Here is a 20756-nt window from a genome sequence, read left to right as displayed (position 1 = left end):
TTTTCTTATTTCTTTCGGAAACACTGGGTCCAGGATTTTGAAATCAAACGATTGGGGAATTTTGCACTCATGAGCCTAGGAACCAAGGTGCGTCTTGCGCGCCTCTTCTCGCATCCATCGGGGAACCTTTTTGGCGGCGCCGTCGACCACTTCGTCGGCTATGGTGACGTGCGCAAAGGCGGCCTTGCCGACCTGCCGGGTGCGCTTGCACGCGTCATGGCGGGCAGACCCGATTACGTCAGCATCCAGCCTGGCACCGCGCGCCATCTGTGGCCGCAATATGCGGGCAAGGCTTCCCTGGTGATTCAGGCGGGCTGCTTCACTCCGGACGATCGCATCAGCGAGTTGATCGCAACGCCCGAGGATGCGGTGCGCGCCGGGGCCGATGCGTTGGCCGTGGCCATTCCGGTGCGCGGCGCGACCGAGGGCAAATACATACGCTGGCTCACCGATTCGGTGAATGCGGCGGCGCGCTACGGCATGCCTGTGGTGGCGCATATCTACCCACGCGATTTCACCGACGGAGCAAGAATCGTCTTCACCCCCGACGAGATCGCCTATGCGGCGCGCATCGGCTACGAGTCCGGCGTCGACGTGATCAAGATCGGCTACACGGGCGATTTCGAGTCGTTCCGAGAGACCGTCCGGACCTGCCCGGTGCCGGTTGTGATCGCGGGTGGTCCGAAAACCGATACGCTGCTCGGCGCGCTTAAGCAGACGGCGGACGCCATCCGTGCCGGCGCACGCGGTGCCGTGGTAGGCCGCAATCTTTGGGGGCATGGCGATCCGGAGAAGGCTGCGCTTGCCTTTCGGGGCGTCATCCATGACGGCCTTTCGGCGCAAGACGCCCTGGCGAAGGCGGGTGCCTGAACGATGCCCACCTTCCCTTCAATCCTCGGCTTCGGCGCTATTGCGATCGACGACATCGTCTATGTCGATCAGCCGTTGTCGGCGGGCAAGGGGAAGGTTCTGCATAGTGCCCGGTCTTTCGGGGGAAATGTCGCGACGGCGCTAGTCGCCGTCGCACGGCTCGGCGGAAGCGCCGGGTTCGTCGGATGGCTGGGCAGCGCCGCTGACGACGCCGTGCTGCGCGATCTCGTTGCGAGCGGTGTTGAAACCGAATTCGCGCCGCGCCACCCGGACGCGCGCCCGGTGCGCTCGCACATTACCGTCGGCTCGGACGGGGAACGGTTCATCGCGTATGACGACGACGCGATGCTGGGCACCGCGTCGGACTTCCCGGACGAGGTCCTCAGCCGCGCGACTGTCCTGATCGTCGATAGCTACGCGATCCGGTCGCTGGATGTCGTGGCTCGCGCTCGCGATCTCGGCCTTGCCATCCTCGGCGATATCGAATGGAGCTGCGGCCCAGCCACGGAGCGGCTGATCGCGCTCTGCGACCATCTCATTCTTCCCCTCGGCTTTGCACGGACTGCCACAGGGCGCCGATCGCCCGCCGAGATGCTCGATGCATTGTGGTCGCCGTCGCGGTCCGCCGTGGTTCTGACCGATGGCGGCAGGGGCGTGTACTATCGCGGGCGTGAAGAGACAGGTCTCTGGCATCTGCCCCCGCACCGGGTTGTGGTCGTCGACTCGACCGGCGCGGGTGACTGCTTTCATGGCGCCTACGCGCATGCGTTGATGCGCGGAGCCGACACCGCAGGCCGGGTGGCATTCGCGGCCGCGGCGGCGGCCCTCTCGATAACGGGGCGTGGCGGGCGCGAGGCGCTTCCGACCGACGACCAGGTCACGGAACTCCTGGCATCGACGAACGCGCCGTCAGCAGTCGAACTGAAAAATGCGTACGTCGATACTGGAACATAGCCTGAAAACTATCCGAGGAGACATTTCGCAGGTGAACATAAGCCGAGGAAAATTATAAGAATCATTGGCTTATACTTGTGGAGGGAGGAAGATGGCAGAAGTCATTCTAGAGAATATCTGCAAAACTTACGGGAACAATTTTCGCGCAGTCGACCAATTGAACCTATCGGTCGAGGACGGCGAGTTCTTGATTCTCGTCGGGCCGTCCGGCTGCGGCAAATCCACCGCGTTGCGAATGATCGCGGGATTGGAGGACATCACCAGCGGCAGCCTTCGGATCGGCGGAGTCGACGTCGTCGACATGCCGCCCAAGGACCGCGACATCGCGATGGTCTTCCAGAGCTACGCGCTCTACCCGCATATGACGGTGTTCGAAAACATCGCCTTTTCGATGCGGCTGGCAGGCAAGCCGAAGGCCGAGCGCAAGAAGCGCGTGGACGAGATCGCCAAAACCCTTCAGCTGACGTCTTTGCTGGACAGCAAACCCGCGAACCTGTCAGGCGGACAGCGCCAACGGGTTGCCATGGGCCGCGCCATGGTACGCGAGCCGGCCGCCTTTCTCATGGACGAACCCCTTTCCAACCTCGATGCGAAACTGCGTGTTCAAATGCGCGCCGAAATCACCAGCCTGCAAAAGCAGCTCGGCGTAACGACCATATACGTGACCCACGACCAAATCGAAGCGATGACGATGGGCGACAGGGTCGCGGTGTTGAAGGGCGGCGTGCTGCAGCAGGTCGACACACCCAAGAGACTGTATGAGTCGCCGGTGAATGCCTTCGTCGCCGGCTTCATCGGTTCTCCGTCGATGAACCTTTTCGAAGCGACCCTAAAGGGCGGCGAGCTCGGTTTTCGCGACGTCGCCATCCGATTGCAGGATGCAGCTTTCATCGGCAGGCCCGCTCTGAGGTCCTATGAGGGGCGCAAGATCGTGTTCGGCATACGGCCCGAGGATCTTTATGACAGCAGCCTCGAATCCGGCCGCAATTATCAGACGATACCGGCAAAGGTGACTTCGATCGAAGAGCTCGGCTCTGAACATATCGTCCACCTGAACATCGACGCGGTCCGGGTGGACTCCGGCGATCCGGACGCAGCGGAGGATTTTGGCCTGGCATCGAACGCGGTGGCGAGATTCGAACCGGCCAGCGCCATCCACTCCGACTCGGAAATCCGGTTGGCCGTGGATGAGGCCAAGTTCCACTTCTTCGATCCTGAGACGCATCTAGCGATCTGAAGATCTGCAGCAGACCGGCAGGCGAGAGGGAGGCGCCTGCGAAAGATACTCGCAAGAAGGCTTCTGAATAAACCAGACGATCGTCCGCATTGTGCGGTCGATCTTGTAGAAGGAGGAGAAAATGATGTTTCGGATGCAACCCGCGATGCTGAAAATAGCCGCGGCCGCATGGTTGCTTGGCGCAACCAGCGCCATGGCGGACACGACGCTGGAATTCACCCAATGGTGGGAGCCTGAATTGCCGGCTGGCTCGCTCAGGGCAATCATGGATGACTTCGAGGCCGCAAACCCCGGAATCAAGGTGACATTGGTCAGCGGCCCCTACGCGACCACGCGAGACCAGATCTCGGTGGGTGCCGCAACCGGAACGCTCAGCGACGTCGTCGGTCTCGACGGCGCCTGGGTGAACAATCTGAATGCGCAGAACGCACTCGCCGACATGAATCCGATGATGGATGCGAGTGGTTTCGACAAGAGCCAGGTCGCGGACATCATCAAGGTGGACGGCAAGGCGGTGATGTTTCCCGTGGCTTCCTTCGTTTATCCGGTCTTCGTGAATTTGGACCTCGCCGCTCAGGCAGGCGTGACCGAGCTGCCGTCGACCCGCGCGGAGTTTCTCGAAGCCGCCAAGAAGATGACGCACGCCGACAAGAACCAGTATGGCTGGGTGTTGCCCCTGTCGCCGCAAACGCCATCCGGCGTCCAGAACGATATGATGTCTTGGGTTTGGGCTTCGGGTCAGTCGATGATGGCGAACGGCAAGCCCGCTCTCGAGGGCCAGCCGGTGGTGGATATGCTCACCTTCGTCAAATCACTCAACGACGCCGGCACCATCTCGCCCGGCATCGCCACCAAGACCGAGCAGGAAAAGGTCGAGGAATTCGTCAACGACCGCGTCGGGATGATGATCGACTCGCTCGCGCATGTGAACCTCATCCGCAAACGCAACCCCAAGCTGAACTTCGACCTCATCCCGGTCCCGGTCGTAGAAAACTATACCGGCAAGCGCGGCCTTCCCTATGCCTCCTGGGGCATCGGCATCTCTGCTGCCTCGAAACATCAGGAGGAAGCCTGGAAACTCGTCCAATATCTGATGAGTGAAAAGGTGAACGCCAAGCTCGTGTCGCTTGCAAACGCCTTCCCGGGCAACGTCAACGCCAAACCCGATTTCGTGACCTCGGACAAAGCTTTCGGCAAGGCTTTCGAAATCTTCAAGACCGGTTATCTCGCCAATGAGTTCACGGGCCTGCCGGTGGCTGAAGACCTGATGACCCAGTTCGACGTTCAAGCCCAGAAGATGCTCGCCGGCGAGCAGTCTCCGGAACAAGCTGCAGCCACCGCTCAGAAGGGCTGGATGGCGAAATTCTGATCGGCCTGTTCCCGTTTGCTATGTTCGACCGGGTGGCCTGACTTCGGGCAGGCCACCCGGCAACAACGGATCGGCAATTTGAGATGGACCTGTTTCCGAAGCTTACCTTCTCGCTGAAGGCGTATCCCAAGGTTGGCACATGACCCGGCAAAAGCGCTCCCACCACAAGCTGAAACGAGCGGTCGCACCCTACCTCTATCTGTCGCCCTCGCTGCTGATAATCGGGCTTCTGATGCTGCTGCCGATGGTGACGGTGATTGCCTACTCGTTCCAGAACAGCGCGGTGCTGCGTCGTGACCCGTCCTTTGCCGGACTGAAACACTACCAGGCGATCTTCGACGACCCCGTGTTCTGGGCTTCGCTGTGGCACACGCTCTACTTCACATGCATGAGTGTCATTTTCCACATGACCATCGGCATGGCCTTCGCGCTCATGCTGAACAGCGAGCGCATCAATCCGACGCTGCGCAATATTCTACGCGTGCTCTACATACTGCCCTGGCTGTTCACCGCAGTGATTATCGCCGTGATCTGGCGCCTCCTGCTTGAGCCGAACGGTGTCGTGAATAGCATTCTCATGCAAATCGGCATCATCGGTTCCAAGGTCGAATGGTTTTCCTCGCCCGAGACCGCGCTGCACGCCGTCACCTTCGCCAACATCTGGGCGGGCTATCCGCTTTTCATGGTCAGCCTCCTCGCAGGCCTGCAGGGCATTCCCAAGGATTTCTATGAGGCCGCCGATATCGACGGGGCGAAGGCCTACCAGAAACTGATCTTCATCACTATCCCGCAGCTGATGCCGATCATCATCAGCATCTCGCTGCTGGATTTCATCTGGACCATGCAGGTCTTTCCATTGATCTGGATAACGACGGGCGGCGGTCCGATTTACTCGACCGAGGTCCTCAGCACCTACACGTACAAGCTGGCGTTTTCGAGCTACAACCTGTCGCAGGCGTCGGCGAGCGCCGTGGTCATCCTGCTGATCTCCCTCGGCCTGACGCTGTTCTACATCCGCTATCAAAAGGCTCGGTAGTCACCATGAGGAAAAGGCACACGCCGAAAGACAGGCTGATCACCGTCGCGCTGCATGTCGCGCTTGCTGCAGGGCTCTTTTTCGCGGCCTTCCCGATCTACTGGATGCTGAGCAGCTCGTTCAAGTCGAATACCGAAATCTTTGCCCTGCCACCAACCGTCCTGCCGAAGGCCTTCACGCTGGAAGCGTATGCGGCCATCCTTGGCGACCCGGTAAAGCTGCGCTTCTTCTTCAACAGCTACTTCGTGGCCGCAGCGGTGACCGTGCTGACGGTGCTGATCGCCTTGCTGGCGGCCTATGGCTTCAGCCGTTTCAATTTCCGCGGCAAGGGCAGCCTCAACACACTCATCATCAGCACGCAGACGATCCCGCCGATCACGCTTTTGATCCCCTTCTTCGGGCTTGTCGTCTCGTATGGCATCTTCGACACCTACGTCGCACTGATCCTGACTTACCTGGTGTTTACGCTGCCCTACGCGATCCTGCTGATGACGGGATATCTGAACACCTTGCCCCGCGATCTCGATGAAGCGGTGGCTGTCGACGGCGGCAGCAGCTGGACCGCACTCTGGCGGGTGATCGTCCCGATTTCACTGCCTGGTATCGTGGCGACGTCGGTCTACACCTTCCTGTTGTGCTGGAACGAATTTCTCTTTGCGCTGACGCTGACGAAGTCAACGTCCATGCGCACCGTCCCGATCGGCATCCAGCTGTTGATGGGGCAGCACGCCTTCGAATGGAACCAGATGATGGCGATGAGCGTGCTCGGCTCGCTACCGCTCTTGCTCATCTACCTCGTTGCCCAGAGGTTCTTCCTCGCCGGCATGACCGCGGGCTCGGTCAAGTAGGATGTCCCTCCCACGGAGAACTGATGGAGCAGGCCGCGCATCGAAATCGATGGATTGGACCTTCTCTGCTGGCAGCCGATATCGCCGCGGCCACGGGCGTCGTCACAGCGCCGCTGATCGTGCTGATGCTGTTCTTCCAGCGCGACATCATCGAAGGGCCTACGCAGGTGGAATCAAAGGAATGAAAGGATGAACGTGAAAGACCTCAAAGTCGGCTGCCAGACCTTCACCTGGGAAATGCTCGGAGACCGTTTTGCCGGCGGCCCCGACGACCTGCTCAGAGCGATCGCCGATGGCGGCTATGCCGGCATCGAGATCACTGACACGATGATCGGCCGCTATGCCGGCAAGCCGGCGGAGTTCGCTGCAGCGCTGAAGACATCCGGCCTCACGCTCGTCTCCTTCGCCTTCGGTTCGGACAGCGGCTTCACACTCAAGGAGAAGATCGGCGCCGACCTCGAGACCGCCAAGCGCTGGATCGATTTCGCCGCCGCCTTTCCGGGCGCGCTGGTGTCCATGGGCTCGGCCACCGTCGTGTCGGACGGTACGCGCGACGACAAGTTCGCCATTGCGGCCGAGGTCTACAACAAGGCTGGTGAACTCGGCCGCAAGGCCGGCGTCCAGGTCGCGGTGCATCCGAGCTCGCACCACAACACGCTGCTCTACGACCGCGCCGATTACGACCGCATCTTCGGGCTGCTCGATGCCTCGCTGGTCGGCTGGGTGCCGGACACAGGCCACATTTTGCGCGGCCACAAGGACATGGCCGACACGCTCACCACCTATCGCGATCGCATCCGCTACGTGCACCTGAAGGATGTCGATGCGAGCGGCACCTGGGCGATGCTCGGCAAGGGCGTCTGCGACACGGCGAAAGTGATAGAGATCACTTGCGCGGCGCCCAACTTCAACGGCTGGCTGGTGCTGGAGGAGGAATCCGAAACCGCCGCCGCCGATCCGGCCGAAGCGGTCAAGACCAACCGCCAGACCATGCGCGGCTACGGAGCCTGAGACAATGATCCGCAAGAAAGACCGTCGTCTTCGTGTCGGTGTGCTCGGCTGCGGGCCGATCGCGCAGTTCGCGCATCTGGCGTCCTGCGTGAAGGCGAGCAATGCCGATCTCTACGCGATCTGCGACGCAGCACCCGATCTGCTCGCGCGTATGGGCGCGACCTACGAACCGCAGAAGATGTATGGCGACTATGACGCGATGCTCGCCGACCCTGCGCTGGAAGCGGTGATCGTCGCCACCTCGGACGCCTATCACGTGCCGATGTCGATCAAGGCGCTGGAAGCCGGCAAGCACGTTCTCTGCGAAAAGCCGATCGGCGTCTCGGTCGAGGAAGGCCAGAAGCTTGCCGATGCGGTCAGGCGTTCCGGCAAGGTGCTGCAGGTCGGGCATATGAAGCGCTTCGATCCGGCGCTCGAGGCAGCACGCGATTTCGTGCGCGACGAGATGGGCGAGATCCTGGCGCTGAAGGCCTGGTACTGTGACTCAACCCATCGCTACACCAACACCGACGCGGTGCAGCCGCTGCCCGTCACCAGCAAGCTGGCGCGCAAGCCGGCCGGCAACCCGAAGGCGGATCCCAGACAGTATTTCATGCTGGCGCATGGCTCGCATCTCGTCGACACGGCGCGCTTCCTGTGCGGCGAGATCACCGCCGTGCGAGCCCGCCTCAACGAGAAATTCGGCGCCTATTGCTGGTTCGTCGAGACCGAGTTCGCCAATGGCGCGCTCGGCCATCTCGACCTCACCGTCGCCGTGCGCATGGACTGGCACGAGGGTTTTCAGCTCTATGGCGAGAACGGCTCGGTGATCGCGAAGACCTTCAATCCCTGGTACTTCCGGGCGAGTGAAGTCGACATTTTTCACGAGAAGGACGCCACCTCGCGAAAGCCGCTCGGCGCTGACGGCCATTTCTTCCGCCGCCAGCTCGAAAGCCTCGCTGAGACGGTGCTCGACGGCAAGCCGATGCGCGGCGCCAATGTCGACGACGGGCTCGCCTCGATCCGCGCCATGGTGGCGATCGCGCGCTCGGTCGAGAGCGGCGAACGCGTCGAGATCGCCAGCGTGACGGGAGCGGTCTGATGCAGATCGGGGTGTTCGCCAAGACCTTCCCGGGCAGCGAGCCGGCCGGCGTGCTGGCGTCGGTCCATGACGCGGGTTTTGCGGTCACCCAATTCAATCTTGCATGCGCCGGCCTGCCGTCGATGCCGGATGATGTTCCCGCAGCGGCGATCCAGGCAATCGATGCCGCAGTCGACAGCTCCGGCGTCGGTCTCGTGGCGCTTTCCGGCACCTACAACATGGCGCATCCGGACAAGCAGGTACGCGACGATGGCTTGCGTCGGCTGGCTGTGGTGATCGAAGCCGCCGCAAGGCTTTCCACGCCGCTCGTCACGCTCTGCACCGGAACGCGCAATCGTGACGACCAATGGGCGCACCATCCTGACAATGCCGATCCCTCGGCATGGACCGACATGGCGGTCGAGATGGAAAAGGCGCTCGAACTCGCCGAGCGTCACGGTGTCGATCTTGGGATCGAGCCCGAACAGGCCAACATCGTCACCTCCGCCCCTGACGCGATGCGGCTCATCGCCGAGATGGGTTCGAAGCGGCTGCGCATCGTGCTCGATCCGGCAAACCTGTTCGAACAGGCGGATGCCGCGCAGGCGCGCGCCATGGTTGCGGCTGCAGTCGAGCGCACGGCAAGCCATGTCGTCATGGCCCATGCCAAGGACCGTTTCGCCGACGGCCGCTTTGCCACCGCCGGGCAAGGCGTCGTCGACTTCGCCGACTTCATCGCCCGGCTGAAGGCGACAGGTTTCGACGGGCCGTTGGTGACGCATGGGCTTTCGGCCGAGGAAGCGCCCGGCGTCGCCCGTTTCCTCAAGGGGCTGCTGTGATGGCGCGCCCGACGATCCTGCTCCGCGAAGGCGCCGCGCTTCGGGTTTCCGATACGGGCGACGGGCTGGCGGTCGTCTTTCAGCACGGGCTGGGTGGCGGCGAGGCGCAGGTTGCGCAGACCTTCCCCACAGGCTTTCGTCGCATCACGCTCGAATGCCGCGGCCATGGCGGCTCCGGCCTTGGCGAGCGCCGGCCATTTTCGTTCGAGATGTTCGCCGACGATGTGCTCGCGGCCGCCGACCAGGCCGGCCTCGACCGCTTCGTTGCCGGCGGCGTCTCGATGGGTGCCGCGATCGCGCTCCGCCTCGCCTGCCGCCATCCCGACCGCATCGCCGCGCTGGTGCTGGTGCGGCCGGCGTGGACGTTCACGGCAGCACCGGTGAACATGCAGCCTATAACCGAGGTCGCCGAACTCATCCTCGACCGTGGCGCCGAGAGCGCGCGGAGTATCTTCGCGCAATCCGAGACGGCGACGCGGCTTTGCCGCGAGGCGCCCGACAACCTGTCCTCGCTGTTCGGCTATTTCGACCGGCCGGACGCCCACGCCTTTGCGCAGGTGCTCGCCAACATCGCCGCCGACGGCCCCGGGATTTCCGAGCGCGACGCCGCCGCCCTGCGCATCCCGACGCTGGCCATTGGCAACGCCAGCGACGCGGTCCACCCGCTGTCGGCCGCCTATACGCTGGCCGCAGTCATCCCCAATGCGATCTTCGCCGAGATCACCCCCAAGGCGCTCGACAGCGCCGGGCATTTCACCGAATTACACGCCGAGATCTCGGCCTTCCTTCACGCCCACTCGAACGTCCGGAGCCTCATTCCGTCATGACCAGCAAATCTCTCTCAGGCCCCGCCGCGATAGCCGCTCTGCCGCGCAACCGGCTGCTCGGCGAATTCTCGCTGTGGTCGGCCGATCTCGCCAATATGGAGCGCGACCTGAAGCGCATCGAGGCCCATGCCGATCTGCATCACGTCGACGTCGCCGACGCCCGCTTCACCCCCGGCTTGCTGTTCTTCCCGGATCTGGTGGCGCGCATCGCCAAGCTGACGGCGAAGCCGATCCATGTGCATCTGATGGTCGAGGCCGAAATCGTCGAGGCGCAGACGCGGCAGTTCATCGAGGCCGGCGCCGACCTCATCACCATCCATGCCGAGAATGGCGAGGCGGGCTTGCGCGCCGTCAAGCTGGCGCATGAGCTCGGCGCCGAGGCCGGCGTCGTGCTCAGGCTGGAGACGCCGGTCGCGGCAATCGTGCCTTTCCTGCGCGAGGTCGCGTTCGTCACGCTTCTCGGCACCTTGATCGGCGTCAAGGGCCAGAGCCTGTCCGAGCAGGCCTGCCCGCGTCTCATCGAGGCGCGCGCGCTGATCAGGAAAGCCGGCCGTGAGGCCGACATCGTGCTCGCCGCCGATGGCGGCATCCGCCATGAGACGGTGCCGCTGCTGCGCGCCGCCGGCGCCGACACCGTGGTGCTGGGCTCGCTCGCCTTCGGTGACCCTGACCTTGCGCAACGCATCGCCTGGCTGCACGGGCTGAAAGCAGCCGCCTGATGAGCACGCTTGCGCTTGCCTTCGATCTCGGCGGCACGGAGCTGCGCGGCGCGCTGGTCGAGCGCGGTGGCGGCGTCGTCGCCCGCGTCTCGGCGCCGACGCTTGCCGTCGCAGGATCGGAGGCGGTGATCGGGCAAATCATCACGCTGGCGGACATGTTGCTCAAGGAGCACCCACAAGCGAAAGTCACCGGTATCGGCATGTGTGCGCCCGGCCCGCTCGACCCCAAGGCGGGCATCGTCATCGGGCCGCCGACACTGGCCGGCTGGCACAATGTGCCGCTGATCGACATCCTCAGCCGGCAGTTCGGCCTGCCGGTGCGGCTGGAGAACGACGCCAATGCGGCGGCCCTCGGCGAATGGCGCTTCGGCGCCGGCCGCGGCACCGGATCGCTGGTATTCGTGACCGTGTCGACCGGCATTGGCGGCGGCGTCATCGCCGACGGCCACATCTATCACGGCAGGCGAGGGCTGGCGGCCGAGATCGGCCACATGACCATCACCGGCGAAGGCGACCGCTGCTTCTGCGGCGCCGTCGGCTGCTTCGAGGCGGTCGCCTCCGGTACGGCGCTCGGACGCCGGGCGACACGGCTGACCGCACCGGGCGACGGCTCGCTGCTCCGGCGGCTGTCCAACAATGGCGACGTCTCGGCGCGACATGTCGTCGAGGCCGCGCGGGCGGGTGATGTGGCGGCTCGCCCACTGGTCGAGGCCGAGGCGCGGTGGCTGGGCATCGGCTTCACCAACCTCCTGCATCTCTACTCGCCCGACCTGATCGTCATGGGCGGCGGCCTTTCCAACGGCTTCGACCTCCTGGCACCGACCATCAGGGCGACCGTCGAGCACCGCGCCATGCAAGCCTATCGCGACGTGCCAATCGTTCCGGCCGAACTTGGCGACCGGGCGGGCCTGGTCGGCGCGGCGAGCCTGATCCTATGGGAGGGCGAGCCCGGCACGGCGCTGGCGATGGTGCAGAACGAGGAGACGACAACCGGCGCCAGGGAGGCAAGCCAAGGCTGAGCTCAAGCTGCGCGGCGCGCGCAAATCCTATGGAGCCGCCGAGATCATCAAGGGTATCGACCTCGACGTCGAGGACCGCGAATTCATCGTCTTCGTCGACCCGTCCGGTTGAGGGAAGTCCACGCTGCCGCGCATGATCGCCGGGCTGGAAAGAATCAGCGCAGGCGACCTCATGATCGACGGCGTGCGCGCCAACGACATCGACTCGTCCGCGCGTGGGCTGGCCATGGTGTTCCAGTCCTATGCGGACTATCCGCATATGAGCGTGGCCGAGGATAGGGGGCTTCGCACTGAAGATCGCTGGGGTGCCGCCGCAGGAGCGGGAGCGCAAGGTGAGGGAGGCGGCCGAAGTATCCGGAATGGTGGCTCCTGGCCGCAGCCTGCGCTCTGCGGAGGATCGACAACGCGCGGATCGGTAGCCGTTTGCGAGAATTTCCATCGCAAGGGTCCTAAGGCGTAATCAGTAGTGCAAAGGTGGCAAATGCCCACTCCCTACAATCCTCCGGCCGCGGTCAGACGCGCCCTGCGCAGGCTGGGAGCGAATATCCACGATGCCCGGCGGCGGCTCCCAATGGCGCTGGTGGCGAGCGCGCCTTTACCTCGCGCTCGACCCTGCAACGGGTCGAGGCGGGGCGACACGAATGTCAGCACCGGCACATATGCCGTCGCAATCACAGCTTCCTTTGGCTCGGAAAGACGGCGCGCGAGCGACGGATGAATCGACCGAGTTGACAAAACCATCGTGCAGCGTTCACCTCATTGCTCTCTAACAATGCTTCCGGGGGGCAGCTTTGCTTTTCTTTCGATCTCTCTGCCGTGCTGTGCTCTTGATTGTGGCCTTTTTTGCAGCACTGCCGACGATGCCGGCACTGGCATGGGCCCCGGATACTGTCATGACCTTCCAGGTGATCCGGAACTCGGACCCCGCATGTGAACCAACCTGCCCTGCGTGGATCTACGCTGCAGGTTCGATTGAAACCTCGTCCCCATCGGCTTTGCGCAAGCTGCTGAAGAGCCTCGGCGCAGTTCACCTGCCCATCGTCTTGGCATCGAATGGTGGTGACCGTCAGTCCGCCCAGGAACTCGGCAGGATCGCCAGAAAGAACAAGCTGACAATCGCTATTGGGACTTCACCCGTAGTTTGCAAAGACAAAGCCTCGGTCTGTCGCACGATGCCAGAGATTGACGGCCAAGGTCGATTCGAAGAAGCCAACTGCCTGTCTGCCTGCCCCTTGTTCCTTGCTGGTGGCGTCAAAAGGCTCAACAGCGACCGCAACTTTATCGCGGTCCACAAGGGACAAGCCGTCCTGTACTCAAATGGCGACAGGACCTTCACTCAAATAAAATCCGCCAAGAGGGTTGCCAAGGTTCTAGCCAATGCTCACCTGGAGAAGAAGCAATATCTCCGGGAAATGGGCGTAGCCGTCGCGCTGGAGGATGAGGCTTTCAAGCATGGCGGCGACGACTTTTATGAAGTCCCGATCGATCGGCAGCGGAGTTGGGGCTTGATCACCGGCTCAGTCGAAGAGTTGGATTTCACCGATCCCCACTTCTGCAAAAGACAGCCGCTCCCCGAGAATTGCGTCCCAAAACAAAATGGCCTGCCACGACGTAAGTCATGAAATGGGTGGCTTATTTCCGCGCAGCCACTCGACCGGAAGAGATCAGCCGCGTATCTCAGTCAAGCAAGCCGCCGTTACGAGGCCAACCGGCTCTTAAGCCGTTTCTCGCGGAGACGGGTGCCAGCCCGCCAGGTGCGGGCAGTTTATCGTCCGTCGTCTGCTGGGCGATCCGTACCAGATCGCTGAGCGCCGAACGGATTTGCGGCCAGGGAAACACGGAGCATTCCACCCAGGCCTCACCCTCGCGCAACACGGCATCGAGCTTACCCGCCACGCCGGCGACAGTCGTGGCAGGCGTCGTTGAGAGCGCTTGCATCAGATCCTGCGCCCGGTTGGCAGCCTCGCGCTCAGCTCGAAGGGCCGCAGCATAGCCGCCCTCCTCCGCAGCCGTGTCCCAGCGTGCCTTATGCGCTGCGAGGTCAGCTTCGGCCTTTTCCCGGAGATCCGCTGTGTCCGGGCGCTTGCCGAGCACTTCATTGAGCGCCTCGATCGAGTGGACCGTCACATCCTCACCCTCAGGCAGGCACACGGTTGCGCAAGGAAAGCCGACGTTCGAGACAAGCCTCGTCTCCAGGCGCTGCTGCTTGCGGCAAAGCCGCTCGGTCAGCTTCTGGGTTTTCTCCCATTCCCGCCAAAGCGCCAGCGCTGGGTCAGAAGGCGCATTCGTCCTTCCGGCGTCGCCTGCGGACGCGTTACCTTCGAGTTGCCACGCTGTGGTAGCCGCGATGGTTCCGGCAAGCACTTGTCGGCGAGTGACGAAAGGCAGAGTCGTGGTATTCTCGGAATCACCCATGATCCGAGCTCCTCAGAAGCTTCGGTTGTGGTCAGCTGGGTGGGATGTGCGGACATCCTGTCCAGCTATTTTTTGCACGCTAGAGCAGTGTTGGGGCTAAAGTGCACCAACGCCGCCGCGGCCAATTCCGTCCCGCGGCGCTGGTTGATACGCACGCTACGAGATCAGGCATTGATAGAAAAAATATCAATTGGGCACGCCGAATGTCAATAGAAAATCTATCAAAACTGCGGCAGACGGTTAGTACGCGCCAAATCAAAGCGGCGCGCGCCTTGCTTGGGTGGTCCCAGGCGGACCTGGCACGCCACTCTTCGGTGTCTGAGCCAACCATAGCTCGTCTGGAGGCCGAAGACGGCCCACTCGGGGGGCGCCCTGGAACCGCAGCGAAAATTCTCAAGGCATTGACCGATGCCGGAACAGAATTCATGCTCGAGAACGGTAACGGACCTGGAGTGAGACTTATCAAAGCTCGCCAAAGCCCTGAGTGACCCGCGTTCGCTCCTATCGTCCACATGCAGTCAGACACGCGCTCATCGCGCGAGGCCTGAACTAGCGCTCTCACTCGTTGAGGAAGTCACAGTTCATTTGCTGCGTTGTCCAGACCCATCTCACATCCCGATCCCAACGCCGCGCTTTCTGCCGAAGCTCCAGTCGATACCGCCGCTGTCTTGCACGAGTCCGGTGATGTGTTGACCAATGCGCTTCTCAAGCATCGGCTGCCATGGCACCAACTGAAACCCGAGGCCATCGTCCAGCATGGCGAAGCGCCCGCTGGCAAGGCGGACCGAGCCGAGGAGCGTGCCGCCGACACGGTTGCCGCGCTGGACTGGCGCGAAGGTGAGGCCGCGCGCGGCGGCCATTTCCTTGCCGACGCGCGTGACCTCCTGACGCTCCAGCGTGGCAACAAGATCGCGCGAGAAGGTGATAGTCCCGGTAGTCGCATCGCGTTCGGCATGGCCCATCCTGACGAGCTGGGCAGCCCGTCTGTCGAGAGCGTTGTCAACGTCGAGACCAAAGCCTGACCGGACCAGCGGCACAGGGTTCCTGGCCGTAAGTTCCCGATCGAGCCAGGTGGCACCGTCGCTGCCGATCTGCGCGTCAAGATCGAGCGTCGAGAGCAGGCGGAGGGAGAAGTCCTTTCCGCGGCTGCGCGCATCGTAGGCGATGCCGCGCTCGGGCAAGTTTTCTGGAATGCGCCAGTGGTCTTCGTCGATACGCTCGACATGGCCGGCCCGGCGCAGCGCTTCGAGACGGCGGACATGGAAGCGGACAAAGGCGTCCGGGTCCTTGCCCTGCTGCAAAAATGTCTCGCGGATCGCCTCCAGGTGTGTGCTCGGCCGATAGATGCCATCGTCGCCCGCCACGACACCGATGTTGCGGTCGGCCGCACGTGGCTCCTCCTTCGGCAGGATCGGATCAAGCGCCACGATATGGCCGCGCTGGATGTCGTCGAGCTTTGCCGCATCCGCGGTCTCGACATAATGGGTGCGACCGTCGACGCCATCGATGACGAGCGACAGCCGATCGCTCATCTCGTCGCCGGCAAGGCCCTTGGCGAGCACACGGCCGACGACCGGTTCGGTGATGGTCTGCCGGTGCATGACATATTGGGCCGCACCCCGCTCATCGGCGAGACCGTGCTCCTCGAGTGCCCGATGCATGGTCTTGATGATGTCGTTGCGCTCGCCAAGTCCTCGCAACGTGCTTTCGGCTCTGTCGGAGATCACCCACCGGCCGGGCTCGATCTCGCTCGCCAGGCCGAAGTGCTCCAGTGTCTTCGCCCGGTCGATCAGCAGATAGCGATTGCTGGAAATGGTGTAGCTGTCGCTGGCATTGGGACGGAGGTCGACAAGATCGTGCTCCTGCTGTTCGGCGATCAGCATGCGGTCGAGTCTTGTCAGCCGTTCGGCTTCCACCTCGCTGGCCAGCTTGCGGGCGACTTCGATCTCGCTTTGCAGCCCGAGTTCCCGTTCCACCAGCTCGGTTGCCCGATGGCGGATGCCATGGGCGATGTAGTCGCCGGCGATGTTCAGGATCTTGCCGTCGCCGGTGATGCCGCGCACCAGGATGTGGGTATGCGGATGACCGGTGTTGTGGTGGTTGACAGCGACCCAGTCGAGTCGCGTGTTGAGGTCGGTCTCCATCTGCCGCATGAGATCGCGGGTGAAGGAGCGCAGGTCTTCCATCTCGGCGGCACCCTCCGGCGCGACGATGAAGCGGAACTGATGTCGGTCACCGCGTCCGCGCTCGACGAAGGCCTTGCCGTCGGCCTCGTCCTCGAAGGCCGAGTACACCCTGCCCTTCTCGCCGTCCCTGGTCACGCCGTCGCGCTGGAGATAGCGCAGATGCGCATCGACGGCCTTGCTGGTCGTCACGAACTTTTGGGCGCGCCCGGTGGTCGCCTTCCCTCGCGCCGGCAGCTTGACGACGCGTGCCTTTACCACGACGCGGCGCGAGCGAAAGCGGACGCCATTGCCGCCCTGCCTCCATCCGCCACCATTCTTTGGCAACCCTGCCGCCATCTTGCCGCCTCGGCCGCGGGCGTTGAAGCGGCCACTCCCCTTCCCGGCACCGCTGCTTCCGCTGATGCGATAGGGATTGCCGCCTTGCTTGCGGACAGCGATCTCGACCTGGCGCACGAAGGGCAGCGTGCGCGCATTGACCGGCGCGCCGCCATCCCGCGTCCGGCCGGTGCGAACCTGGAATCTGTCGCTGTCACGATCTGCCATGACGACAGCATCGGCAGTCGCATTTGGTGCTTCAAGATGGCCGGAGCGCGACGCGTGCTAGGGCGCGCAAAGACTTGCTGCGGCCTAAAACGGCGGATCGCACATCGCTGCGGCACCACAGGCTTGCGTTTCAGATCAATAGCATAGCCGATAGCCGTGAGCCACCGCACCTCACGTCGTGCCCCTTGGCGTCCGCATGCGCCCGGAAAAACAATGTGCAGACAACAACTTACGAGCGAAGCGAGGGCGAGCGCCAGCTCGCTTTATCTTGCTGTCCCTCCGTCCCTCCCGTCCCTCGTCCTCCGTCTCCCTAAACCACCCTCCCAAGCCATTTCCCACAGGGTAGCCGACCGAAAAAACGTCTCCAGGAATGCCACCGTGATGTTGGTGGCAAAAGCTATCCGGCAGCGGCTCGACCGCAGTTAAGTCAGTTACGGCAACATTCATCGGCGACTAAACGTTGGAGCGATGAATCGCCGCTAACACTATCTCAGCAGCAACATTGGCGTCACGGTCGCCACGCGATCGGAAGACATCCTGAATGTCCGCGGCGTGCGCGAAAACCGACGAAGGGATTGCGCTCGTTCTGCCAGCTCCCTGCCGTAAGCCCGTCGGATGAGAACGGTCCCGATAATCAATGGCGCGGGTTTTCTGACGTAGTCGATTGTCTCGCTCGGCAGCGGAGAGGTGCTGTTGATATCGTCCATGACCGGCAATGTAGGCAGGCAGGAAGCCGTTGGGCCAAAGCGGTCAAGCATCTCGCGAAGACATGCTGTACGCAAGAATATTGTCACGCGATTGATAAGAATCGATGCCGAGATCTACTTAATGCGCAGTTCTTCCCATCTCGCTGGCATGATCTGCATCAGTCCCATCGCGCCCTTTCGCGACACGGCATGAACTGAACATCGTCAACGCACTCGACATCTTTGACGGTGCAAACAATCTCCCGAGATATAGGCTGGCCATGGACCGGCGGAGGAGATGCTAGTGTCAGAGGACCCGTGCGCTCACCCACGCGATTGCAAATCGGCCTAGCTTGCCGACACTGCAAAGGATGGGCATTACGCGTGCGGATAGCATTGCGGTGCCTTTGTAGATTGTAGCGCACGACCATCGCCCCGACGCACCAGCAGCCTGCTCGTCTCCGTCAAGGGCAAGGCTTCGCAGGCCGTCTTGTTCACCTGCAATTCGGCGCGATGAGCCTTCGGAACGATGGGCAGTGTCTGCCGCCTCTTGATCCTTCGCCACGCACGGCGACCGCCCGACGGGACATCGGCCGAAGGGTTTGACCGGCCCTGGCGCGGATCGGTCGTTTTAAGGACGGATCGTCGATACAGACGGCGAGATGGGCGTCGGCCTTGCCAATGCGATCCCACGCCGCGCCGATCTCGATGCTTTCGCAAAAAGACGCAATGGTGTGGCGCTTTTTCGCGTCCGATTTTCCCCAGGAACAGCGAGAGCTTCGCGTCCAGCGTCAGCATTGAGATGCCGCCCCACAAGCCGTTATCACTAGGGTTGATGGTTCCAGTGCGTTGCACCTTTCATAAGCTTTGACGATGACTATCGCGCGCCGTCACAGGTCGCCTTGCACGCGATCTTCAAGTCTCTCGCGCTGGCGGGATGCGGTTGCTGGTTCAGACCGGCACCGCGCCGCCGATGATCGAAGTCCGCGGGAGGGGCCGAAATAGCGGCCGTCAAAGTGTCCCCGGTTCATGAGAAAGACTTCGTCACTGGCGGCCGCCCCGCACGCCTGCCAGACAGGCAGTGCTCGGCCGCGCGATCCCATTCGCGCGCAGTCCAAAGGTCACACCCCGGACGACGGCGGTACCGCGATGGCAACGGGTAGTCCGCTGCGAGCTGGCAACCGCTTCACAAGCAGCACGCAGTTCGTCAGATATTCGTTGAGCCAGTAGGCTGACAGCCGTTCGGGCGCATGATGGCGGCCATATCAGCAACATCCATCCTGCCGACCGACTCGACGCTGTACGGCAGCCAGACGCTCGCTGATGCGTCCCAGATGAACTGCGCTCGAGGCCAATTCATGCCGGCGCGACGACCAGGACCGCGCCACAGCATGCCGCGACGATCACTGTTGGCCGCATGTTCACGGCTCAACCCTGCGACGCAGGAGCCATGGTTCATGGCGGTGGCTCGCGTTGGGCTGCACGCTTGGCGCTCGGAGAAGCGAGCGGGAAAGCCTTCCTGCTTCCCCGACGCGATCGGCAACTTTGTCTGCCGCCGGACTGAACGATCTCACGAAAATTGCCTGCTTGATATTTGCACGGAATGAGGTTTGTTGGCGGGATAACGAATTATTTGCCTGGTTGGCGAATAGACAGACCATCCGTTTTCAAAACGCCCTTTGCACAAGAGGAATGTTCGATGACCGTTTCTCCAGACCCAAGCGACCAGGCTGATCTCGTATCAATCACCGCCGACATCGTTTCCGCCTACGTTTCGAACAATCCGCTGCCAGTCGGCGAGTTGTCGAAGCTGATCGGGGATGTCTATGTCGCTTTGCAGGGGATCGGTACACCTGTGGCTCCGACCGCAGCCAAACTGGAGCCGGCAGTGTCGATCAAGAAGTCAGTGTCACCTGATTTCATCATATGTCTGGAAGACGGGAAAAAGTTCAAATCCTTGAAGCGGCATATCGGAACGCATTACAATCTGAGCCCTGACGAATACCGGCAGAAATGGAACCTGCCTTCCGACTATCCGATGGTGGCGCCGAACTATGCGGCCACCCGCTCGGCCCTGGCGAAATCAATAGGGCTCGGGCGCAAGGCGGCTGCGCCCACTCCTGCCACGGCGGAAAAAATAAAACGGGCTGCTCGTGCGGCCGCAGCCACGACGACGACCGCGGCAGCCATCAAGTCATCAGTGAAGAAGGCGCGCAAGGCACCAGCCAAAGCGTAGTGCGCTGCAGCTGGCGGACGTGCCACGCTGTAGGACCTGAACATGACAATGCCCCGCCTTGCGGCGGGGCTGCGTATTTAGTCGGATTACTCTGCGGTGCGGCGGGACCAGATGAGCGAGAATTCGCCCTCGGTGTCGGTCTCGACCAGGCTCGCATAGATCGGAGCGCGGAAGGTTGGATCGTCGAGCTTGACGGAGTGGTAGTCGCGTCCCTCTCGCGAGGTCTTCTTCCATGCCGCCCCGAACTCGGTGGCGCCGGCGAAGATGCGGAAGTCAGGACCCTTCTCGTTTTCGCCGTCGGCCGGAGAGAACGTCACCGTCTTGACGTTGAGGTTGAGGGTCTTGACCGAACCGGAGAAGCCGTTCGCGGTGCGCGAGAATGTGCCGATCGTAGCCATTGTGGTGTTCCTTCTGTTTTTCTCGGGCCGCGCCCATCGCGGCCTCACATGGTGGTCGTGAGACCGGGGACGATCGGTCCGCACCCCGAAGGGCTGAAACGAAGTGGAAGACGGCGACGCGAGGCTTTCTTGAACCGCGAGGAATGGACGCGCAGCGGCCAGGGGAAGAAAACGCAGCGCCGTCGTTGCGGAAAGACGATCGAGACTGAGTGCAGCGAAGGCGGTCTTCGGTCAGACCCAATCCATTCGAGGACGCTGTGGGCGTGGCTTGGAAAGAATACGCGGAAGGAACGCCACAGTGGCTAAGATCAGTCACGGCCATTGTCGCTTGCGCCGCTGCGCTTCTCTATTTCGGTCAAAGACGCTTCCTCACGTGCCAAGGGTGTTGGTCCTACTCCAACCGGTGAAGAAGGGACGTGATAGTGATGGGGTGGACGCCCCCTCGACGGCATCGATGTGCCAGAATGGTGGTGTTTGACAGCCACCGTAAGAGAGGGAGCGTC

General features: G+C 62.5%; 21 protein-coding genes and 3 pseudogenes. 18 read left to right on the top strand and 6 right to left on the bottom strand.

The window, feature by feature from the left end; genetic code table 11:
* The first annotated feature begins 69 nt into the window (after nt 1-69).
* The 16 genes and pseudogenes from NKH67_RS26660 (at nt 70) to NKH67_RS26585 (ending at nt 13411) form a co-directional block, all read left to right on the top strand.
* The gene (locus NKH67_RS26660; protein ID WP_352501446.1) at nt 70-870 is read left to right on the top strand and encodes a beta/alpha barrel domain-containing protein; all 801 of its coding nucleotides are present in this window, start codon (nt 70-72) and stop codon (nt 868-870) included.
* Between the two features lie 3 nt (nt 871-873).
* Nucleotides 874-1824 carry a PfkB family carbohydrate kinase gene (locus NKH67_RS26655; protein WP_352501409.1) on the top strand — a complete coding sequence of 317 codons (951 nt, stop codon included), beginning with the start codon at nt 874-876 and terminating at the stop codon, nt 1822-1824.
* Between the two features lie 91 nt (nt 1825-1915).
* The gene (locus NKH67_RS26650) at nt 1916-3061 is read left to right on the top strand and encodes an ABC transporter ATP-binding protein (protein WP_352501410.1); all 1146 of its coding nucleotides are present in this window, start codon (nt 1916-1918) and stop codon (nt 3059-3061) included.
* Nucleotides 3062-3182: 121 nt separating this feature from the next.
* Nucleotides 3183-4430: an ABC transporter substrate-binding protein gene (locus NKH67_RS26645; protein WP_353032043.1), complete on the top strand. Its 1248-nt coding sequence runs from the start codon at nt 3183-3185 to the stop codon at nt 4428-4430.
* A 139-nt stretch (nt 4431-4569) separates the two neighbouring features.
* Entirely contained in the window at nt 4570-5466 is an 897-nt protein-coding gene (locus NKH67_RS26640) for a carbohydrate ABC transporter permease (RefSeq protein WP_352501412.1), read from the top strand.
* A gap of 5 nt (nt 5467-5471) precedes the next feature.
* Nucleotides 5472-6314 carry a carbohydrate ABC transporter permease gene (locus tag NKH67_RS26635; RefSeq protein WP_352501413.1) on the top strand — a complete coding sequence of 281 codons (843 nt, stop codon included), beginning with the start codon at nt 5472-5474 and terminating at the stop codon, nt 6312-6314.
* Nucleotides 6315-6337: 23 nt separating this feature from the next.
* Nucleotides 6338-6499, top strand: coding sequence for a hypothetical protein (locus NKH67_RS26630; RefSeq protein ID WP_352501414.1), 162 nt, complete (start codon nt 6338-6340; stop codon nt 6497-6499).
* 4 nt (nt 6500-6503) lie between these two features.
* Nucleotides 6504-7325: a sugar phosphate isomerase/epimerase family protein gene (locus NKH67_RS26625; protein WP_352501415.1), complete on the top strand. Its 822-nt coding sequence runs from the start codon at nt 6504-6506 to the stop codon at nt 7323-7325.
* A gap of 4 nt (nt 7326-7329) precedes the next feature.
* Nucleotides 7330-8406: a Gfo/Idh/MocA family protein gene (locus NKH67_RS26620; RefSeq protein WP_352501416.1), complete on the top strand. Its 1077-nt coding sequence runs from the start codon at nt 7330-7332 to the stop codon at nt 8404-8406.
* On the top strand, nt 8406-9224 hold the full coding sequence (locus NKH67_RS26615; RefSeq protein WP_352501417.1) for a sugar phosphate isomerase/epimerase family protein: 819 nt from the start codon (nt 8406-8408) through the stop codon (nt 9222-9224). The genes NKH67_RS26620 and NKH67_RS26615 overlap by 1 nt, the downstream gene beginning before the upstream one ends.
* Nucleotides 9224-10051 carry an alpha/beta fold hydrolase gene (locus NKH67_RS26610; protein WP_353032040.1) on the top strand — a complete coding sequence of 276 codons (828 nt, stop codon included), beginning with the start codon at nt 9224-9226 and terminating at the stop codon, nt 10049-10051. Before NKH67_RS26615 ends, NKH67_RS26610 begins: the two co-directional genes overlap by 1 nt.
* Nucleotides 10048-10770: a ribulose-phosphate 3-epimerase gene (locus NKH67_RS26605; protein WP_352501419.1), complete on the top strand. Its 723-nt coding sequence runs from the start codon at nt 10048-10050 to the stop codon at nt 10768-10770. The genes NKH67_RS26610 and NKH67_RS26605 overlap by 4 nt, the downstream gene beginning before the upstream one ends.
* The gene (locus NKH67_RS26600; protein WP_352501420.1) at nt 10770-11789 is read left to right on the top strand and encodes an ROK family protein; all 1020 of its coding nucleotides are present in this window, start codon (nt 10770-10772) and stop codon (nt 11787-11789) included. The genes NKH67_RS26605 and NKH67_RS26600 overlap by 1 nt, the downstream gene beginning before the upstream one ends.
* A 7-nt stretch (nt 11790-11796) precedes the next feature.
* A pseudogene (locus NKH67_RS26595) lies at nt 11797-12142 on the top strand (ATP-binding cassette domain-containing protein); the annotation flags it as partial.
* A gap of 128 nt (nt 12143-12270) precedes the next feature.
* Nucleotides 12271-12468, top strand: a pseudogene (locus NKH67_RS26590) (hypothetical protein); the annotation flags it as partial.
* A 214-nt stretch (nt 12469-12682) separates the two neighbouring features.
* A complete protein-coding gene (locus NKH67_RS26585) occupies nt 12683-13411 on the top strand; it encodes a hypothetical protein (protein WP_352501421.1) in 729 nt (242 codons plus the stop codon).
* 55 nt (nt 13412-13466) lie between these two features.
* Here the strand turns inward: NKH67_RS26585 and NKH67_RS26580 are convergent, their stop codons facing one another.
* On the bottom strand, nt 13467-14204 hold the full coding sequence (locus tag NKH67_RS26580; RefSeq protein ID WP_352501422.1) for a hypothetical protein: 738 nt from the start codon (nt 14202-14204) through the stop codon (nt 13467-13469).
* Nucleotides 14205-14407: 203 nt separating this feature from the next.
* On the opposite strand from NKH67_RS26580, the gene NKH67_RS26575 reads away from it, so the two are divergent.
* Nucleotides 14408-14692 carry a helix-turn-helix transcriptional regulator gene (locus NKH67_RS26575; protein ID WP_352501423.1) on the top strand — a complete coding sequence of 95 codons (285 nt, stop codon included), beginning with the start codon at nt 14408-14410 and terminating at the stop codon, nt 14690-14692.
* Between the two features lie 120 nt (nt 14693-14812).
* Here NKH67_RS26575 and NKH67_RS26570 read toward each other — a convergent pair whose 3' ends face one another.
* From NKH67_RS26570 to NKH67_RS26555, 4 genes are all read right to left on the bottom strand, one after another.
* A complete protein-coding gene (locus NKH67_RS26570) occupies nt 14813-16933 on the bottom strand; it encodes a DUF3363 domain-containing protein (RefSeq protein ID WP_353032036.1) in 2121 nt (706 codons plus the stop codon).
* 821 nt (nt 16934-17754) lie between these two features.
* Nucleotides 17755-17808 (bottom strand): hypothetical protein, encoded by a 54-nt coding sequence (locus NKH67_RS26565; RefSeq protein WP_352501447.1) that lies wholly within the window; start codon nt 17806-17808, stop codon nt 17755-17757.
* Nucleotides 17809-18113: 305 nt separating this feature from the next.
* The gene (locus NKH67_RS26560) at nt 18114-18329 is read right to left on the bottom strand and encodes a DUF736 family protein (RefSeq protein WP_353032145.1); all 216 of its coding nucleotides are present in this window, start codon (nt 18327-18329) and stop codon (nt 18114-18116) included.
* A gap of 497 nt (nt 18330-18826) precedes the next feature.
* Nucleotides 18827-19078, bottom strand: coding sequence for a hypothetical protein (locus NKH67_RS26555; protein WP_352501425.1), 252 nt, complete (start codon nt 19076-19078; stop codon nt 18827-18829).
* 240 nt (nt 19079-19318) lie between these two features.
* Here NKH67_RS26555 and NKH67_RS26550 point away from each other — a divergent pair.
* Nucleotides 19319-19777: pseudogene (locus NKH67_RS26550) on the top strand (Ros/MucR family transcriptional regulator); the annotation flags it as partial.
* Between the two features lie 164 nt (nt 19778-19941).
* Here NKH67_RS26550 and NKH67_RS26545 read toward each other — a convergent pair.
* Entirely contained in the window at nt 19942-20253 is a 312-nt protein-coding gene (locus NKH67_RS26545) for a DUF736 domain-containing protein (protein WP_352501427.1), read from the bottom strand.
* Nucleotides 20254-20756 lie beyond the last annotated feature (503 nt).

The sequence above is a fragment of the Mesorhizobium sp. M0968 genome (assembly GCF_040319065.1).
GTDB lineage: Bacteria > Pseudomonadota > Alphaproteobacteria > Rhizobiales > Rhizobiaceae > Mesorhizobium.
Note: the sequence above shows the minus strand (reverse complement) of the source record. Positions and strands in the feature narration are given on the sequence as shown.

What these genes read in the sequence shown, in the direction of transcription:
- NKH67_RS26660 (WP_352501446.1), top strand. Translation starts at nt 70, where the DNA reads ATGAGCCTAGGAACCAAGGTGCGTCTTGCGCGCCTCTTCTCGCATCCA.
- NKH67_RS26655 (WP_352501409.1), top strand. Translation starts at nt 874, where the DNA reads ATGCCCACCTTCCCTTCAATCCTCGGCTTCGGCGCTATTGCGATCGAC.
- NKH67_RS26650 (WP_352501410.1), top strand. Translation starts at nt 1,916, where the DNA reads ATGGCAGAAGTCATTCTAGAGAATATCTGCAAAACTTACGGGAACAAT.
- NKH67_RS26645 (WP_353032043.1), top strand. Translation starts at nt 3,183, where the DNA reads ATGATGTTTCGGATGCAACCCGCGATGCTGAAAATAGCCGCGGCCGCA.
- NKH67_RS26640 (WP_352501412.1), top strand. Translation starts at nt 4,570, where the DNA reads ATGACCCGGCAAAAGCGCTCCCACCACAAGCTGAAACGAGCGGTCGCA.
- NKH67_RS26635 (WP_352501413.1), top strand. Translation starts at nt 5,472, where the DNA reads ATGAGGAAAAGGCACACGCCGAAAGACAGGCTGATCACCGTCGCGCTG.
- NKH67_RS26630 (WP_352501414.1), top strand. Translation starts at nt 6,338, where the DNA reads ATGGAGCAGGCCGCGCATCGAAATCGATGGATTGGACCTTCTCTGCTG.
- NKH67_RS26625 (WP_352501415.1), top strand. Translation starts at nt 6,504, where the DNA reads ATGAACGTGAAAGACCTCAAAGTCGGCTGCCAGACCTTCACCTGGGAA.
- NKH67_RS26620 (WP_352501416.1), top strand. Translation starts at nt 7,330, where the DNA reads ATGATCCGCAAGAAAGACCGTCGTCTTCGTGTCGGTGTGCTCGGCTGC.
- NKH67_RS26615 (WP_352501417.1), top strand. Translation starts at nt 8,406, where the DNA reads ATGCAGATCGGGGTGTTCGCCAAGACCTTCCCGGGCAGCGAGCCGGCC.
- NKH67_RS26610 (WP_353032040.1), top strand. Translation starts at nt 9,224, where the DNA reads ATGGCGCGCCCGACGATCCTGCTCCGCGAAGGCGCCGCGCTTCGGGTT.
- NKH67_RS26605 (WP_352501419.1), top strand. Translation starts at nt 10,048, where the DNA reads ATGACCAGCAAATCTCTCTCAGGCCCCGCCGCGATAGCCGCTCTGCCG.
- NKH67_RS26600 (WP_352501420.1), top strand. Translation starts at nt 10,770, where the DNA reads ATGAGCACGCTTGCGCTTGCCTTCGATCTCGGCGGCACGGAGCTGCGC.
- NKH67_RS26585 (WP_352501421.1), top strand. Translation starts at nt 12,683, where the DNA reads ATGACCTTCCAGGTGATCCGGAACTCGGACCCCGCATGTGAACCAACC.
- NKH67_RS26580 (WP_352501422.1), bottom strand. Translation starts at nt 14,204, where the DNA reads ATGGGTGATTCCGAGAATACCACGACTCTGCCTTTCGTCACTCGCCGA.
- NKH67_RS26575 (WP_352501423.1), top strand. Translation starts at nt 14,408, where the DNA reads ATGTCAATAGAAAATCTATCAAAACTGCGGCAGACGGTTAGTACGCGC.
- NKH67_RS26570 (WP_353032036.1), bottom strand. Translation starts at nt 16,933, where the DNA reads ATGGCAGATCGTGACAGCGACAGATTCCAGGTTCGCACCGGCCGGACG.
- NKH67_RS26555 (WP_352501425.1), bottom strand. Translation starts at nt 19,078, where the DNA reads ATGAACCATGGCTCCTGCGTCGCAGGGTTGAGCCGTGAACATGCGGCC.
- NKH67_RS26545 (WP_352501427.1), bottom strand. Translation starts at nt 20,253, where the DNA reads ATGGCTACGATCGGCACATTCTCGCGCACCGCGAACGGCTTCTCCGGT.